This window comes from Microcystis sp. M083S1, assembly GCF_020246405.1.
Lineage (GTDB): Bacteria > Cyanobacteriota > Cyanobacteriia > Cyanobacteriales > Microcystaceae > Microcystis > Microcystis aeruginosa_C.
The window spans coordinates 1-13815 of the sequence record NZ_JADBTB010000002.1 but is presented as its reverse complement, the minus strand read 5'-3'; the positions used below and the strand labels follow the sequence as shown (position 1 = coordinate 13815).

The 13815-nt window shown below is 42.2% G+C and carries 17 protein-coding genes; 9 read left to right on the top strand and 8 right to left on the bottom strand.

All coding sequences use genetic code 11. From position 1 onward, the window contains the following. Window positions 1-451: 451 nt before the first annotated feature. Complete coding sequence (locus IM450_RS00195) at window positions 452-1447, bottom strand: hypothetical protein (protein ID WP_287664438.1); 996 nt, start codon at window positions 1445-1447, stop codon at window positions 452-454. Between the two features lie 159 nt (window positions 1448-1606). Here IM450_RS00195 and IM450_RS00190 point away from each other — a divergent pair, with 159 nt between their 5' ends. The 5 genes from IM450_RS00190 (at window position 1607) to IM450_RS00170 (ending at window position 5481) form a co-directional block, all read left to right on the top strand. After that, the gene (locus tag IM450_RS00190; protein ID WP_149978304.1) at window positions 1607-1897 is read left to right on the top strand and encodes a YiaA/YiaB family inner membrane protein; all 291 of its coding nucleotides are present in this window, start codon (window positions 1607-1609) and stop codon (window positions 1895-1897) included. 70 nt (window positions 1898-1967) lie between these two features. Beyond that, on the top strand, window positions 1968-2621 hold the full coding sequence (locus tag IM450_RS00185; RefSeq protein WP_287664433.1) for a Coq4 family protein: 654 nt from the start codon (window positions 1968-1970) through the stop codon (window positions 2619-2621). A gap of 376 nt (window positions 2622-2997) precedes the next feature. After that, window positions 2998-4137 carry a SpoIID/LytB domain-containing protein gene (locus IM450_RS00180; RefSeq protein WP_002802011.1) on the top strand — a complete coding sequence of 380 codons (1140 nt, stop codon included), beginning with the start codon at window positions 2998-3000 and terminating at the stop codon, window positions 4135-4137. Window positions 4138-4230: 93 nt separating this feature from the next. Continuing rightward, a complete protein-coding gene (gene fabZ, locus IM450_RS00175) occupies window positions 4231-4710 on the top strand; it encodes a 3-hydroxyacyl-ACP dehydratase FabZ (protein ID WP_002734156.1) in 480 nt (159 codons plus the stop codon). Window positions 4711-4713: 3 nt separating this feature from the next. Beyond that, on the top strand, window positions 4714-5481 hold the full coding sequence (locus tag IM450_RS00170) for a tryptophan-rich sensory protein (RefSeq protein WP_002802021.1): 768 nt from the start codon (window positions 4714-4716) through the stop codon (window positions 5479-5481). Here IM450_RS00170 and IM450_RS00165 read toward each other — a convergent pair. The 3 genes from IM450_RS00165 to IM450_RS00155 form a co-directional block, all read right to left on the bottom strand. Then, window positions 5478-5942: a VOC family protein gene (locus IM450_RS00165; protein WP_002802022.1), complete on the bottom strand. Its 465-nt coding sequence runs from the start codon at window positions 5940-5942 to the stop codon at window positions 5478-5480. The two genes, IM450_RS00170 and IM450_RS00165, sit on opposite strands and share 4 nt — an antisense overlap. An 87-nt stretch (window positions 5943-6029) precedes the next feature. Then, on the bottom strand, window positions 6030-6848 hold the full coding sequence (locus tag IM450_RS00160; RefSeq protein WP_287664429.1) for a SirB1 family protein: 819 nt from the start codon (window positions 6846-6848) through the stop codon (window positions 6030-6032). A 78-nt stretch (window positions 6849-6926) separates the two neighbouring features. After that, on the bottom strand, window positions 6927-7721 hold the full coding sequence (locus tag IM450_RS00155) for a metallophosphoesterase family protein (RefSeq protein ID WP_287664427.1): 795 nt from the start codon (window positions 7719-7721) through the stop codon (window positions 6927-6929). 364 nt (window positions 7722-8085) lie between these two features. Here IM450_RS00155 and nagA point away from each other — a divergent pair, with 364 nt between their 5' ends. Further along, window positions 8086-9237, top strand: a complete 1152-nt coding sequence (nagA, locus tag IM450_RS00150; RefSeq protein ID WP_287664425.1) for an N-acetylglucosamine-6-phosphate deacetylase — start codon at window positions 8086-8088, stop codon at window positions 9235-9237. Here the strand turns inward: nagA and ccmS are convergent. The 4 genes from ccmS to IM450_RS00130 all read right to left on the bottom strand — a co-directional run bounded on the left by ccmS (window position 9193) and on the right by IM450_RS00130 (window position 12455). Continuing rightward, window positions 9193-9633: a beta-carboxysome assembly chaperone CcmS gene (gene ccmS, locus IM450_RS00145; protein ID WP_002802030.1), complete on the bottom strand. Its 441-nt coding sequence runs from the start codon at window positions 9631-9633 to the stop codon at window positions 9193-9195. The genes nagA and ccmS overlap by 45 nt on opposite strands. 154 nt (window positions 9634-9787) lie before the next feature. Then, window positions 9788-10801, bottom strand: coding sequence for an aldo/keto reductase (locus tag IM450_RS00140; protein ID WP_287664422.1), 1014 nt, complete (start codon window positions 10799-10801; stop codon window positions 9788-9790). Window positions 10802-11214: 413 nt separating this feature from the next. Beyond that, complete coding sequence (locus IM450_RS00135; RefSeq protein ID WP_002762345.1) at window positions 11215-11532, bottom strand: hypothetical protein; 318 nt, start codon at window positions 11530-11532, stop codon at window positions 11215-11217. A gap of 362 nt (window positions 11533-11894) precedes the next feature. Next, on the bottom strand, window positions 11895-12455 hold the full coding sequence (locus IM450_RS00130) for a 5-formyltetrahydrofolate cyclo-ligase (RefSeq protein WP_287664420.1): 561 nt from the start codon (window positions 12453-12455) through the stop codon (window positions 11895-11897). 189 nt (window positions 12456-12644) lie between these two features. On the opposite strand from IM450_RS00130, the gene grxC reads away from it, so the two are divergent. From grxC to IM450_RS00115, 3 genes are all read left to right on the top strand, one after another. Further along, window positions 12645-12962 (top strand): glutaredoxin 3, encoded by a 318-nt coding sequence (gene grxC, locus IM450_RS00125; protein ID WP_002751734.1) that lies wholly within the window; start codon window positions 12645-12647, stop codon window positions 12960-12962. Beyond that, the gene (gene tadA / locus IM450_RS00120) at window positions 12947-13441 is read left to right on the top strand and encodes a tRNA adenosine(34) deaminase TadA (RefSeq protein ID WP_104398378.1); all 495 of its coding nucleotides are present in this window, start codon (window positions 12947-12949) and stop codon (window positions 13439-13441) included. Before grxC ends, tadA begins: the two co-directional genes overlap by 16 nt. Before the next feature lie 88 nt (window positions 13442-13529). Next, entirely contained in the window at window positions 13530-13703 is a 174-nt protein-coding gene (locus IM450_RS00115; RefSeq protein WP_287664417.1) for a helix-turn-helix transcriptional regulator, read from the top strand. The last annotated feature ends 112 nt before the right edge of the window (window positions 13704-13815 follow it).

Genomic DNA, 13815 nt, shown 5'->3' with positions numbered 1-13815 from the left:
CTAGGTTCTGTGTGATAAGTTTAATTGACATAGGATCGATCGATCTTTGTGTCCTTTGTGTCTTTGTGGTTCGTTCCACCCCCTCGCTCTTGAGAAATGTATCTTAGAATACATTTTACCCACCAAAGCTGGGAGAGCCATTTTAGCTGCTTGTAAGTAAGTGGTTCTAATTAAATTGAAGATAGATTTTGTCCTTGATCCCCCCTTAATCCCCCCTTGATAAGGGGAGTGCCGATCCCCCCTTAATCCCCCCTTGATAAGGGGGGTGCCGATAGGCGGGGGGATCCCCCCTTAATCCCCCCTTGATAAGGGGGGCATCTGATAATTTTTAACGCCTACCTACTTAACTCTCGATCGAACTTCAAAAACCCAGTTATGGATTTTTTCCCCCTACTCCCCACTCCCCAATTCATAATTCATAATTCATAATTCATAATTTCCCCACTCCCGATTAAAATTGAATTGCACTCATATCTAGGGATAAAAAGCGATCGAGTCCTAAATACATCCAATAAATAGAGTTTGGGGATTCCTGAATAGTTTTTTGAAATCCCAAGACGGCGGCTAATTTCTCATAATCGGGATGAATAATCAAAGTATGTAAATCGCAGAGATTAGGAAAATCTAAGGTCATTCTCTGGAGAGTTTTTTGGGCATCTTGCAGGAAGATTAAACGATATTTATCTAAATAATTAGCATCGATCATCCAACTGCGAATAAATACCGAAAGACAATTTTCATCTCCCACGGATGCCATTTTAAAAGGATCCTGTTCGTTGATCGCACTTAGATGTAAACTCTTGTTAGGAGAGGTAAAAAAATTCGCTTCCGACTCGTTTGCGGTGGGATAGAGGAGATAAAAACCGACGGGATTAAGATTATCTACCCGACGCAAAACTCGCATACCTGTGGTGTAATCTTTTGACCAACCCCGCAACAGACGAGAAATGCGATGGGGAATTGCTTCAGCATTGCGATTCATCCAGTTATAATTGCGTGTCAGCAAGTTAGCCACAGGAATCGCATCACAACGGGGATTAAATTGATCTAATTGCAATTCTACAGATGATTCCGAGCTATCAGGCTCTAAAATCCCCGTAATTGGCTTGATTTTAATTCTGGTTGTGTTGCCGTCAAAAATTTTTTCAATTAAACCAAGGGCTGCTAATTTATCTAACATCATACCCGCCGAGCGTTCGCTGCCCTGGTCTTGATCCTGATAAAATAAATCCGATGCTTGCCGATGGGTACAGATAATGGCAGTGGTGGGAAAAATTAACTGGGATAAAGGGGGTTTTGCCTGTCCTTCCTTGGCGATCGCATAAATCCAGAGACGCAGAAAACAAGTGGCACGCACCCGGGTTAATCCCACTCTCCCCACCAAGCGCTCGATCATTTGTTCTTGTTTTTCCCAAGAATACCAAATTTTCAGGTGTTTGCTCTCCATCTTTTCGGTCCTAGATTCTGACAACGATTATACTTGATACTTCACCCCACTTCACCCCACTTCACCCCAGTTCTCAACCCTCCCCCTACTAGATAGCGCTCATTGTTGTTGCACCTCTAGAAGAGACAAAATGGGTGTAGAAACATTTAGGAGACGATTATGAACGATAAAAAATACGGTACTGCTCCCAGTCATACTCAAGCGTGGATTTTTCAAACTTGGTTATCTTTTATTGTCTCTATTTCTGCCACTTCTTTAGGAGTTATTTATCTACCAGTAGATGCGTGGATTAAAGGTTATTTAGGCATGGGTTTACTATTTACCGTCGGTTCCACCATTAATTTATCAAAAACTGTCCGTGATGTCGAAGAATCTAAACGCTTAATTAATCGCATTGACGAAGCAAAGTTAGAACGGATATTGAGTCAGTACGATCCCTATAAGGAGTAGTTTTTCCCAGTTATTAGTTATCAGTTTTTTCGATTATTCTCACTCTTTTTTCTGACTTAGGAGAGTTTATATGCTATTCACAACTAATCTAATCAGTGTGACCAAAGGAATAATTTCTCTTTTACAAAATCCCAGTAACATTATGTCTGTATATGATATTGAAGATGGCTTAAAAGAGAGTTGGTTACAGCGATTATCTTTGCAATATGTTAAAAGCGATCGAGCTACCGCCCAAATGATTGCCCAAAGATATCTAGCCGCTAGTCCCTGTTTAGAAACCCTGCTAAAACTCCCTGAAGATTCCCTAGGTTATCATTATGCTACTCACCTAATTAGTCTCAATTTTGATCCTAATTTTTATCGGTCTATTCAGGTCAATTCTGATACAGATTATCTGCTGCTTCGCCTACGGCAAACTCACGATATCTGGCATATAGTAACAGGTTTTGGTGTCGATGTCTTGGGAGAATTGCAGCTGAAAGCTTTTGAATTAAGTCAAACTCGTCGCCCTCTAGCTATTGTACTACTTTTAGGGGGATTATTGGGAGCTTTATTTTCTTCGCCACTTTCCTTACATTCTCTCTGGGAAGAGATTGTCATCGCCTATAATTTTGGCAAAAATACTCGACCTTTTTTAGCGCAAAAATGGGAACTAGCTTGGGAGAAACCCCTGCTAGTTTGGCGGCAAGAATTGGCGATTGTCCACTCGAACCTAGGAAATTAATTTTGCTGGACTACTTAAGTAAGTGGTTATAATTAAATTGAGGATGGATTTTGTCTTTGATCCCCCCTTAATCCTAGGGTTTATTCATAGTAGGGTTGATTCATGAATCAACCCTACCCTTAATCCCCCCTTGATAAGGGGGGAAATATGATAATTTTTAACGCCTCCCTACTTAGAATAATCGACTAAACCGAATAAATCCCGATTAATCGGACAAAATAGGGCAATTTGCCCATTCATGGGCCAGAGGAGAGAAAAATTATCAGACAATCGGGAAAAAGTGACAGGGGAAAAATTTTTCTGGACTGGAGTAGCAAAAAAATCCCAGTCCGGTTAAAATTGATTATCGATCGATTGTGTGAGGAGTCCGACCCCCATGACCAATAAACACACAGCCAGGCTGCTGAGCAGTTACCTGCAGCGCCTGCCTGCTCATAGTTGGCTCGTCCTAGTTTTTTGGGCTTTGATTATCGCTCCAGTCCAAGCTGCTGTCGAATTACGCATTGCCATCAGTAAAGGTGTTAGTGCCGTCTCCGTGGGTAGTTCCACCGATGCTGTGGTGAAAGATGGGGCCGGGAGAGTCCTAGGAGAATTAACCGCCATGAATGCCCTCAATGCTAATCCCAGAGGAAAAGCGGTGGGTTTGGCCGATTGGCAGGCCAGTCAATTGATCATCGAACCGGAGAATGATGGTTACGTCTGGATTAACGATCGCTGGTATCGAGGACGCACAAGGATCATTCGGCAAGGTTCTGGGGTGACAGCCCTAAATTTAGTCGATTTAGAGGAATATCTCTATAGTGTCGTCGGTGCGGAGGCGATTCCCTCCTGGCCGCAAGAGGCCTTAAAAGCCCAATCTGTGGCGGCGCGTACCTATGCTCTCTACCAAATGAACACTTCCGGCAATCGCATCTACGATCTTGATACTACCACCCGCACCCAAGTTTATAAGGGTCTAGAAAGCGAGTTTACTAGCACCCACGAGGCAGTTAAGGCCACCGCCGGACAAATTATGAGTTTCAACGGCAAACCGATTCTAGCGGTGTTTCACTCCTCCTCTGGGGGCCACACGGAAAATGTCGAGGATGTTTGGAATTCCCCCTTACCCTACCTGCGCGGTGTCGTCGATTACGACCAAGTGGCCCCGGTATTTCAATGGTCAAAAAACTTTAGCGCCGGGGAATTAGGCCGTTTAATCGGTGGTGTCGGTCGTGTGCGATCGCTATCTCCCGAAAGGACCACTCCCCACGGACGAGTGATTAGAATGCGTATAGTGGGCGATCAAGGCTCTAAATTAATCTCTGATACCCAATTACGGCGAATACTCGAGCTGCGTAGTACCCTATTCACGATTTCAGCTAATAACGGTACTTTTGCCATTAATGGTCGCGGTTTCGGTCATGGGATCGGTTTAAGTCAATGGGGCGCTTTTTCCCTCGCTGACCAAGGGGTGACTTATGACCGCATTCTCAGCCATTATTATCAAAATGCTCGTTTAACTGAAATGCCCAATTAAAAAGGCTGTCAGCCGTTTCCAGTAAACTGATCACTTATAACTGATAACTGATTGTGAGATAATGTCTGATCTCACTTGTAATTTTTGACTTGCATGACCATCGTTACCGAAGCCTTAACCGAGTTGGAACCAGTCATAAAAACTACCTTTACCGTCGAGGAAATTCGCCAACTACTGCCCCATCGTTATCCCTTTGCCCTAGTTGATCGGATTATTGACTATGTACCAGGTAAAAAAGCCGTTGGCCTCAAAAATGTCACGATCAACGAGCCTTTTTTCCCCGGTCATATTCCCAGTCGTCCCTTGATGCCGGGGGTGTTAATTGTTGAATCCATGGCCCAAGTGGGGGGAGTGATTTTGACCCAATTACCCGGGATGAAAGGGAAATTTTTTGCCTTCGCAGGCATTGATAAAACCCGTTTTCGTCGTCCTGTGGTGCCGGGGGATCAATTGATCATGACGGTGGAATTATTATCCTTCAAGATGAATAAAATTGCTAAAATGCAAGGGGAAGCAAGAGTCGATGGGCAATTGGCCGCCCAGGGTGAAATGATGTTTTCTGTCTTTGATTGACCTATGAATTTTGATCGAGATCGTCTCCGACAAGAACTAAATTTATTTGCTATTCTAGGGGCTTTTATTACCAATATTTTCGCTAATATTTTTCCTCTTAAGGGCGAAAATATCGGGGCTATCTCGAATACAGTTTTTCAAGATGTCTTAATTGTTCCCGCTAATTATGCTTTTGCGATCTGGGGATTAATTTATCTGGGTTTAATTAGTCTGGGAATTTACCAAGCTTTGGCTTTTAATAAAACTGAACCGCGTTTGCGTCGGTTAGGCTACGAATTAGCCATCGCTAGTGCTTGTCAGATTCTCTGGGTAATTCTTTTTCAATCCCGTTTTTTTGCCCTGTCTTTACTGGCAATGCTAGGCATTTTAATTTCTCTCATCCGGCTCTATCTCCGCTTAGAAATTAATCGCTTGATTGTCAATCGTAAACAGGGTTTATTAGTTAATGCTCCTATTAGTATTTATTTCGCTTGGATTACCGTGGCCACAATTGTCAACGTCGCTTCGGTGCTAGATTGGATCGACTGGCAGCGATGGGGTCTAACTGACCAGATCTGGACGGTAATAATTCTGGTTATCGGGGCGATAATCGCAATTTTAGTCGGTTTAAACCGAAAAGATCGGGCTTTTATCGGGGTGTTTATCTGGGCTTTCTTGGCGATCGCTGTTAAACATATTTCTCTGCCTCTAATTGCGATAACGGCGATTATATTAGCGATTATCCTAACTTTTCTGGTTTTTAGTGGCAGTTTTCGTCCTCTGAGTCGTTAAAATGCGGGGTCACAGCGAATTTCGACGATAAAGCCATCGGGATCGTAGAAGTAAACCCCTCTCCCAGTCGGCCGGGTCACGGGTCCACTAGCAATAGTAATTCCCTGACTTTGTAGCACTTCTAGGGCAAAATCGAAGCATTCGGGGACAATATCGAAGGCTAAATGGTTGGCACGGGTAAAAGCGATTTCGGGATTGTCGTCGGGAGGGTTTAAATCTGGTTCCCAAAATAGGTCAATTACTGTACCATCGGGGGTGATAAAATTGGCCACTTTTCCCTGGGCAACTAATTCTTTTAAGGTGGTGGGAATTTTTTCCCCCACTAATTCCTCTAAGCCTAATATTTCCCCATAAAAATGACGAGAAGCCTCCATATCTTTGACGTTGAAAGCGATATGATGGACTTTTCGCAGTTGACCAATTTTGAGTTTTTTTGTGGTTAAGGAAGGGCTAATAGTCATTTTAGTTAGGGTTTGCTGAAAAAGTTTGTTGGTGGGGTGTGGGGTGTGGGGAGAACAAATAAAAATAATCTCCTGACGATGGGCAACTTAAGAGTTAATTTTTTGCAATAATTGCCGAATTGATTCCGCATCTTGGGCGTTGGGTAGGAGGGCAAGATAGAAGCCTAAATCCTGTTGCGCTCGGCTGAATTGTCCAATTTGATAGTAAACTAAACCTCGATCGCGCAGCTCTAGGGGATGATTAGGAATGAGCAAAAGTAGTAGATCTATTGTCCGAATTGTCTGAGACCATTGTTGACGATTCAGGTAAATATATTTTAAATTAGTCAACAAACGTAATAAAATTTGCTGATTGGTAGCAATATTGAGAAAATGTTCTTCTAATTTAACTGGCTGTTGATAAACTTGACTTAATCTTTCTTGACAGTCCTGTTTAAATAAGATTTCACCACCGTGAAAGGGATCGACAAAAATTTCCACTTCCTCGAAATCGGGACGGATAATAAAATGGCCCGGCATACCAATTCCTACCATGGGAAAATCGATCTGTTTGGCAATCTCTAAGTAGATAATCGAGAGAGTGAGCGGAATACCCGTGCGGCGCTCGATTACGTCATTTAAGTAGCTATTGCGGGGGTCATAGTATTCTTGGGTATTACCAGTAAATTGTAAATCTTCAAACAAATATTGATTGATAACCTTGACTATTTTTAAAGGATATAATCTATCGGGTAAGCGTTTTTTTACCTCGTCAGCCATTAAATTTATTCTATTTAAATAGTGATCAATCTTGAGGCGCGGATATTCAAAATTGGCTATTTGTAGGGCTGCCCGAGCTAGATTTATCTCAGGGTCAGGATGTTGAATTGTTTCGATGAAGGCTTGGTATAATAGTTCAAGGGTCATTAGAAAAGGGTATTAATCAGATTATCAACTATTTTAACTGATGCTTCCGGTTTTATCGCTTCTCTTTTCCGATCACCATTAAAGGTTCAGTGATTTAGATGAGCTTTCCCTGGAGAAGTAGCGAGAAATCTTTTCAATATCTAGATTAACCACGGCTTTTTCTAAAGGGATCGTGCGACAATTTTTATTTTGAGACTGCACTTGATAAACTAATTGATTTGTCCAATCTAAAGCAGTTAACCAACCACTTTGAGGATGATAAACCCCAGTTTCAATGTCTAGCCAACCGTTGCCGCGAGCTAGTTGTCCCGGTTTGACATCGGGAAAGGTAAAGGTTAAAGTATGACCTGTGATAATTAGTTTATCCTTGAAATAGGGTTGGGTCATGGCATGAAATTCGTTTCTAATCCAACAAAACTGCTCGTTTGTTTGCTGTTCAAGGGGATATTCTGGGTGTACTCCCGCGTGAACTAACCAAATATCTCCTAGGTCTAAATAAGCGGGTAGAGATTGGAACCAATTGATATGCTCGGCGGGTATATTGTTATTATAACTTAGTAGTGTCGCCGCCCCGCCACTCTCGATCCAGCCGTTAAACCATTTTTCAGAAACTTCTTTTCCTGCCAGAGCTTTTAAGAGCATATATTCATGATTTCCTAGGAGACACTGATAGTTATTTTTGATCACCAAATCCACCACTTCCAAGCTCTGCTGTCCTCGATCGATTAAATCTCCCAGAAAATAAACCTCATCCTTACTATCGGGAGCAACTCGGTTTAATAGTCGTAAAAGTGCCTGAAAACTGCCATGCACATCTCCGATAATAATACGGCGCGGTTCTTGAGTCTGTTTCCTTATTTTTCTAAAAAACACACACCCCTCCCTAATCACTGAGATTGCTACTCTTTTATCGCTAAAAAAGTAGTTTTTATAAAGTCTTAATTTTATTATAGGACAAAGCTTTCCTTCTGACAGTCACTCCCTCCTAAGAACTGCGGCAGAAAGGCTGTAATTGTTTTGTAAAGTATTTTTGCAATTTCTGGACAGGAAGCGGGCAGGTTATGGTATTATCTTTTTATGATCAGTTTTTATATAATCGGACTTAAGGGTATGACAGCAGGCACAAATATTCCCATTATATAAAAAAGTATCTCAAAAAAATGCACACTTGTCAAGCATTATCAAAAAAAAAGTTTTTTTTCGAGATTATAATAAAAAAAATTAGTTTTCTGCTTCTATGATAACCCTAATTAACGCTAGAATTCCCGCCCATCAGGATCGACAACAAATAGAGATAAATGCTGCTGGAAAGATCGAGAGGATAACGGAGATGGAGAGAAAGACAAGAGGGGAAAAGATTATCGATATGGAAGGGGATTGGCTATCGTTAGGAGGAGTAGATTTACAGATCAACGGAGGATTAGGATTAGCATTTCCCGACTTAGAAATAACAGATCTAGAAAAGTTAGATAAGATTAGCGATTATCTGGGGAATCAAGGAATTGATGGTTATCTTCCCACCTTAGTAACCACGTCCGTGGAGAAATTTCAAAAATCCCTCTCAGTAATTGCCAAATATATCGAGAAACAGCAACAGGAAAATCGAGCGAGCGCGCAGGTTTTAGGAGTACATTTAGAGGGACCATTTCTAAACTATGAAAAAAGGGGAGCGCATCCGGCCCAATATCTTGTAAACCCAAGTATAGAAACAATAGATAAAATCTTTGGGGACTACTTATCGATCGTAAAAATTATCACCCTAGCCCCAGAATTAGATAGTAGCGGTACGGTGATTAAATACCTAAGCGATCGAGGGATTACCGTCAGTTTAGGACATTCGCAAGCGAGTCAAGAAATAGCCAAAAAAGCCTTTTTACAGGGGGCAAAAATGGTTACTCATGCCTTTAATGCCATGCCTCCTTTACACCATCGTCAACCGGGGTTATTAGGGGAAGCAATTATCAATCGCGATGTGTATTGTGGGTTAATTGCCGATGGTCAACACATCCATCCAACCATGATAGAATTATTACTAAAAGCCAGTAATTATCATCGAGGAATTTTCTTAGTTAGTGATGCTTTAGCGCCGATCGGTTTAGAAGATGGTGTCTATCCTTGGGACGAGAGAGAAATTGAAGTTAAACAGGGAACAGCAAGACTTTTTGATGGTACTTTAGCGGGAACAACCTTACCCTTATTACAAGGAGTAGCCAATTTAGTTAACTGGGGAATATGTGATTTAGAAACAGCGATTCTTCTAGGGACAGAATCCCCCAGAAAAGCGATCGGATTAGCGGGTTTATCCGTGGGACAACCTGCCAACTTTTTGCGCTGGCAATCGGCATCAAATTGGGAAAGATTGGATTTCCGCCAGCATTTTGGCCTCTAACTGTTGAATGAGAGTATCGAGATCCACTTCGAGGCGATCAAAACATTCAGGAGGGGAAAGATCGGGTTGAAAATAAATCAATTTTACCTGACCATCACCGATAGCAACTATAGCCACTTCTTCGCTGGGATTATAGCGATAAATAATCCCAAGCATCTCTTGAATTTTGCGATTAACCTGGCGATTTAATTTCTCTAGAGCCTCCCTAGAACAACAGACAAAATGGGGCTGGGGTTTAAGATCGATGCCCAGGGTTTCTTGGGTATCTTTTCCCCATTCCGAGAGTAAACCCCACATTAAACCGGCTAATTCCTGTTGATTTTCTTGCACGAATTGATCTAATTGATAGCGCCATTGATTAGCGGGATCATCGGGGATTGGTTGTTCAAATCTCATCATTAGCCTCTTTTCAGTTATCAGTTATCAGTTATCAGTCCTTGATAAGGGGTGTGCCGATCCCCCCTGCCCCCCTTGATAAGGGGGGTGCCGATAGGCGGGGGGATCCCCCTTAATAAGGGGGGAAAGCTGAGAATTTTTAACACCTACCTACTTAACGACGGTATTCATCACCGCAATCACCGATCAACTGCAATAAATCCCGGGATTTTTGCAAGACATGATCAATTTTTTGATAGTCTTGGGGGGATAATTGAAAATCGAAAATACGGGCATTTTCTTGGATATGTTCAGCAACACCCAAACGCACCCCGATAATTGCCCCGGCTACGGCCTTTTGTTCGAGAACGTAACGCACTGCCACATTAGGAATGGTGACGTGATAGGAATCAGCGATCGCTTTAAGAACGGTTAATAATTCTTGGAATAATTGCCAGTTTCCCCAAGCATTGATCATGTTTTTATATTTCCGTAAACTAGCGGTATTGAGACTCATGGCATTGGGTTCGGGATGACCGAGATATTTTGCCCCTAATAAGCCTCCTGCTAGAGTACCATAGGCGAGTAGATAGATGTTATGTTCTTGGCAAAATTGCGCCATTTTGACGAGGGGACGGCGATCGATTAGAGAAAACTGGACTTGATTGGAGACTATTTTAATCCCGGCGCTGAGAATAATTTTTAAATGTTCCGTGTCGAAATTAGTCAAGGCCAGGTGTTTAATTTTGCCTTCCTGTTGTAATTCTCCTAAAAAATATAAGGCATCTAGATAATTTTTATCGCGATAATCCCACCAGTGAAACTGCAATAAATCGAGACTATCCACATCCATGCGACGTAGGGAAATAGCGATATTTTTTTCGACTATTTCCTTAGTCATTTTACCCGGACGGGGAACCCATTTAGTGAAAGCTTGCAGATTATTTAAAGCATCAATGCCCCTTTGGGCGACTAATTGACGACGAAATTCACCGATAAAATCTTCGGCCGGACCGTAATGATCGGCCAGATCCCAAGTGGTGAAACCGCCATCTAGATAGGAGAACATACTAGAGATCGCTTTTTGGGGTGCGATCGAACCATGGGCGCCTGAAACTTGCCACATTCCGTTCAAAATACGACAAATTTCCAGATCGGGGGTAAACTGTAAGCGACGAGATTCGGACATGGGAATTATGAATTATGAATTATGAATTATGAATTGGGGAGGGGAGCATCTCACCTTTGTAACCCCTAAATCAGGTTTTTATGTCAAGCTATTTTGAAAGCCTTGCTAGAAAACAGTTTTAGGGATAAGTATAATTACTCACTTGCATAAATGAGATGCTCAATTGGGGAGTGGGGGGAGAGGGAAGTGGGGAGAAGGAAGTGGGGAGAATAAATAAAAATAATCTCCTGACTCCTAAATACTGACTCCTGACGGCTAAAAAGCCGATGAATCTACTTTCTTAAATTATCGCCCGATTTTACCCTGTTTCGTTGAACAGATCGATCGTACCTATCCAGAAAAAAGCGGCAAAGGGGAAGACTTTCGGAAAAATCTCCCCCTTTTTGGGTTTTTACTTCTCAATTTTTGCTGGGTTAATATTCCACTTCCAATCGCGCTGCGGTGACAGCATCAAAAGCGAAAGCGAGAACTATAGGCATGGGACAAGCGAGGGTGATACAGAGAATTAAAGCTGTCAAAGTCAATCCGATCGCCACTCCTAACCAAAGTTTTTCGGCAGGGGATAGACCTTTTTGGCGCTTAATGTTTTGTAACACTTTGGTGGGAATTGGTTCTGGCATCACGGCATTGGGAGGGAATGCCCAATAATTACTGTAGCGTTCGAGAAATAGCTCTGTCCAGCCGTTTTCTTGACACCATTCTTGAATCCATGGTTCGTGAAAGTGTTTCATTGCTTCCCTGTTGACTTTTTCGGGTGATTACTATAAACATCTCCTGATGTGAATTTCATCCTAGCAAAGCTATCTTAAGGGTCGATCGGATTCAATAAAACTTAATATATGAGTAGTCGGTGGGTAAAATGTATTCTAAGATACAGTGCCAGCGAACGACCAGAACGAACCACAAAGACACAAAGGACACAAAGATCGATCGCTCCTATATAAGTTAAACCGATCGCACAAAAGGAAATAATTGTTAAGTAGCTGGTTATAATTAAATTAAAAATGGGTTTGAGGTTCGATCCCCCCTGCCCCCCTTGATAAGGGGGGTGCCGATAGGCGGGGGGATCTGAAAGTTTTTAATACCTACCTACTTAAAAAATTTCGGTTCTCGATTCGGTACAGATTGCCTGTAATTTTTGGTCCCAAGTATCGACGGGAAGGGTATCGAGATAGGCAAAGTCAAAGACAATCCCGATCGAGGGGATAGCTTGCCATTCGGGGGAATGTAAGAGACGATCAAAATAACCCCCCCCGTAACCTAAGCGATAACCTTGGCGATCGCAAGCGACGGCGGGAATTAACAGTAAATCCACGTCGGCAGGTAAAATGAGAGGAGCGATCGCTGTTGGTTCGTAGATGCCATAACGATTTAATTCTAGGGGATCATCGGCAGTCCAACAGTGCCAAGTCAGGCTATCTCCGTCACAACGGGGAAAACCCCAGCGATGGTGTTGGCAAAATAAGGAACTTAAATCCGGCTCCTGACGATAACTGAAGTAAGCGAGAATGGTTTTAGCGTGTTGAAAGAGGGGTAAAGATTGTAAATTTTTGCAAAGTTGCTGACTATTTTCTTGCCAAATATGCTTAGGAAGCGATCGTCTTTGGGTAATTAGTTGTTTGCGTAATTGGGCTTTTTTGGTAGCAGAATCCATAAAATAGAGATAAATAGGAGAGTAAGTAGCTGGTTATAATTAAATTGAAGATGGATCCCCCCTTAATAAGGGGGGTGTGGATCCCCCCTTAATCCCCCCTTAATAAGGGGGGTGTGGATCCCCCCTTAATCCCCCCTTAATAAGGGGGGCATCTGACAGTTTTTAACACCTAACTACTTAGTAAGAACGATGCTAAATCTATTTAACTCGCTTTTTGGGCGTTATAACGAGAATATCAAGGCCAATGTGGAAATTTATACGTGGGCAACTTGTCCCTACTGTATTCGAGCTAAATGGTTGCTGGGTTGGAAAGGGGTAAAATACACCGAATACAAGATTGATGGGGATGAAAGCGCTCGTCAAGCCATGGCCGAACGGTCTAACGGTAAACGCAGTGTACCACAGATTTTTATTAATAATGAACATATCGGTGGTTGTGATGATTTGTATGCTTTGGATGGTCAGAAAAAATTAGATAATTTACTGGCTAAATGTGGGACTATCTAAAGTCTATTGATGAAAAAGCCTATGAGAAACATCGGCAATGGATGCAGTTAGCTTTAAATTTAGCGGCAACTGCGGGGGATCGGGATGATGTACCTGTGGGAGCGGTTATCGTGGATAAACAGGGACATTTAATCGCTCAAGGGGCTAATTGCAAGGAAAAACACCATGATCCCACCGCTCACGCCGAAATTCTGGCGATTCGTGCCGCTAGTCAAGTTTTAGGCAATTGGCACTTAAATGATTGTACCCTCTACGTCACCCTCGAACCCTGTCCCATGTGTGCCGGGGCAATTATTCAGGCTAGATTAGGATTATTAGTGTACGGTGCTGACGATCCCAAAACAGGAGTTATCCGCACTGTGGCTAATTTTATAGATAGTCCTTTTTCTAACCATCGTTTACCGGTAATCGCGGGAATTTTAGCTAAGGAATCGGGGGAATTATTACAAACATGGTTTGAGAAAAAAAGAAATGTTTAAAGGAGTCAGGGAGATAGGAGTCAATATCAAATTAGGTTACACTTCATCTTGATGATACTAAATCCGTTGAGCTTAAGCAAAATTCACGATGAATAATTGGAAAAGTCCTATCCACCCTGGGGAAATTTTAGCTGATGAATTAGAGCAGATTAATCTTAATGTTTCTCAGCTTGCCACAAGAGTTAATATTCCAGAGAATGAACTTGAGCAAATTCTCAAGCAACAAGGAAATATGGCTCTTCGGGAATTGTTATGCAAATAATTAACTTAAAATAAAATTCGATGAGAGCGCCTACGCTCAAAAGTATCTGAAATCCATATAGGGAAGGACTTAAGGCATCAACAGGTTAATACCAAAAGATAGACAATCGAGT

Excerpts from the sequence above, each read along its gene's own strand:
- IM450_RS00195 (WP_287664438.1), bottom strand. The coding sequence starts at position 1,447 with ATGGAGAGCAAACACCTGAAAATTTGGTATTCTTGGGAAAAACAAGAA.
- IM450_RS00190 (WP_149978304.1), top strand. The coding sequence starts at position 1,607 with ATGAACGATAAAAAATACGGTACTGCTCCCAGTCATACTCAAGCGTGG.
- IM450_RS00185 (WP_287664433.1), top strand. The coding sequence starts at position 1,968 with ATGCTATTCACAACTAATCTAATCAGTGTGACCAAAGGAATAATTTCT.
- IM450_RS00180 (WP_002802011.1), top strand. The coding sequence starts at position 2,998 with ATGACCAATAAACACACAGCCAGGCTGCTGAGCAGTTACCTGCAGCGC.
- fabZ (WP_002734156.1), top strand. The coding sequence starts at position 4,231 with ATGACCATCGTTACCGAAGCCTTAACCGAGTTGGAACCAGTCATAAAA.
- IM450_RS00170 (WP_002802021.1), top strand. The coding sequence starts at position 4,714 with ATGAATTTTGATCGAGATCGTCTCCGACAAGAACTAAATTTATTTGCT.
- IM450_RS00165 (WP_002802022.1), bottom strand. The coding sequence starts at position 5,942 with ATGACTATTAGCCCTTCCTTAACCACAAAAAAACTCAAAATTGGTCAA.
- IM450_RS00160 (WP_287664429.1), bottom strand. The coding sequence starts at position 6,848 with ATGACCCTTGAACTATTATACCAAGCCTTCATCGAAACAATTCAACAT.
- nagA (WP_287664425.1), top strand. The coding sequence starts at position 8,086 with ATGATAACCCTAATTAACGCTAGAATTCCCGCCCATCAGGATCGACAA.
- ccmS (WP_002802030.1), bottom strand. The coding sequence starts at position 9,633 with ATGAGATTTGAACAACCAATCCCCGATGATCCCGCTAATCAATGGCGC.
- IM450_RS00140 (WP_287664422.1), bottom strand. The coding sequence starts at position 10,801 with ATGTCCGAATCTCGTCGCTTACAGTTTACCCCCGATCTGGAAATTTGT.
- IM450_RS00135 (WP_002762345.1), bottom strand. The coding sequence starts at position 11,532 with ATGAAACACTTTCACGAACCATGGATTCAAGAATGGTGTCAAGAAAAC.
- IM450_RS00130 (WP_287664420.1), bottom strand. The coding sequence starts at position 12,455 with ATGGATTCTGCTACCAAAAAAGCCCAATTACGCAAACAACTAATTACC.
- grxC (WP_002751734.1), top strand. The coding sequence starts at position 12,645 with ATGCTAAATCTATTTAACTCGCTTTTTGGGCGTTATAACGAGAATATC.
- tadA (WP_104398378.1), top strand. The coding sequence starts at position 12,947 with ATGTGGGACTATCTAAAGTCTATTGATGAAAAAGCCTATGAGAAACAT.
- IM450_RS00115 (WP_287664417.1), top strand. The coding sequence starts at position 13,530 with ATGAATAATTGGAAAAGTCCTATCCACCCTGGGGAAATTTTAGCTGAT.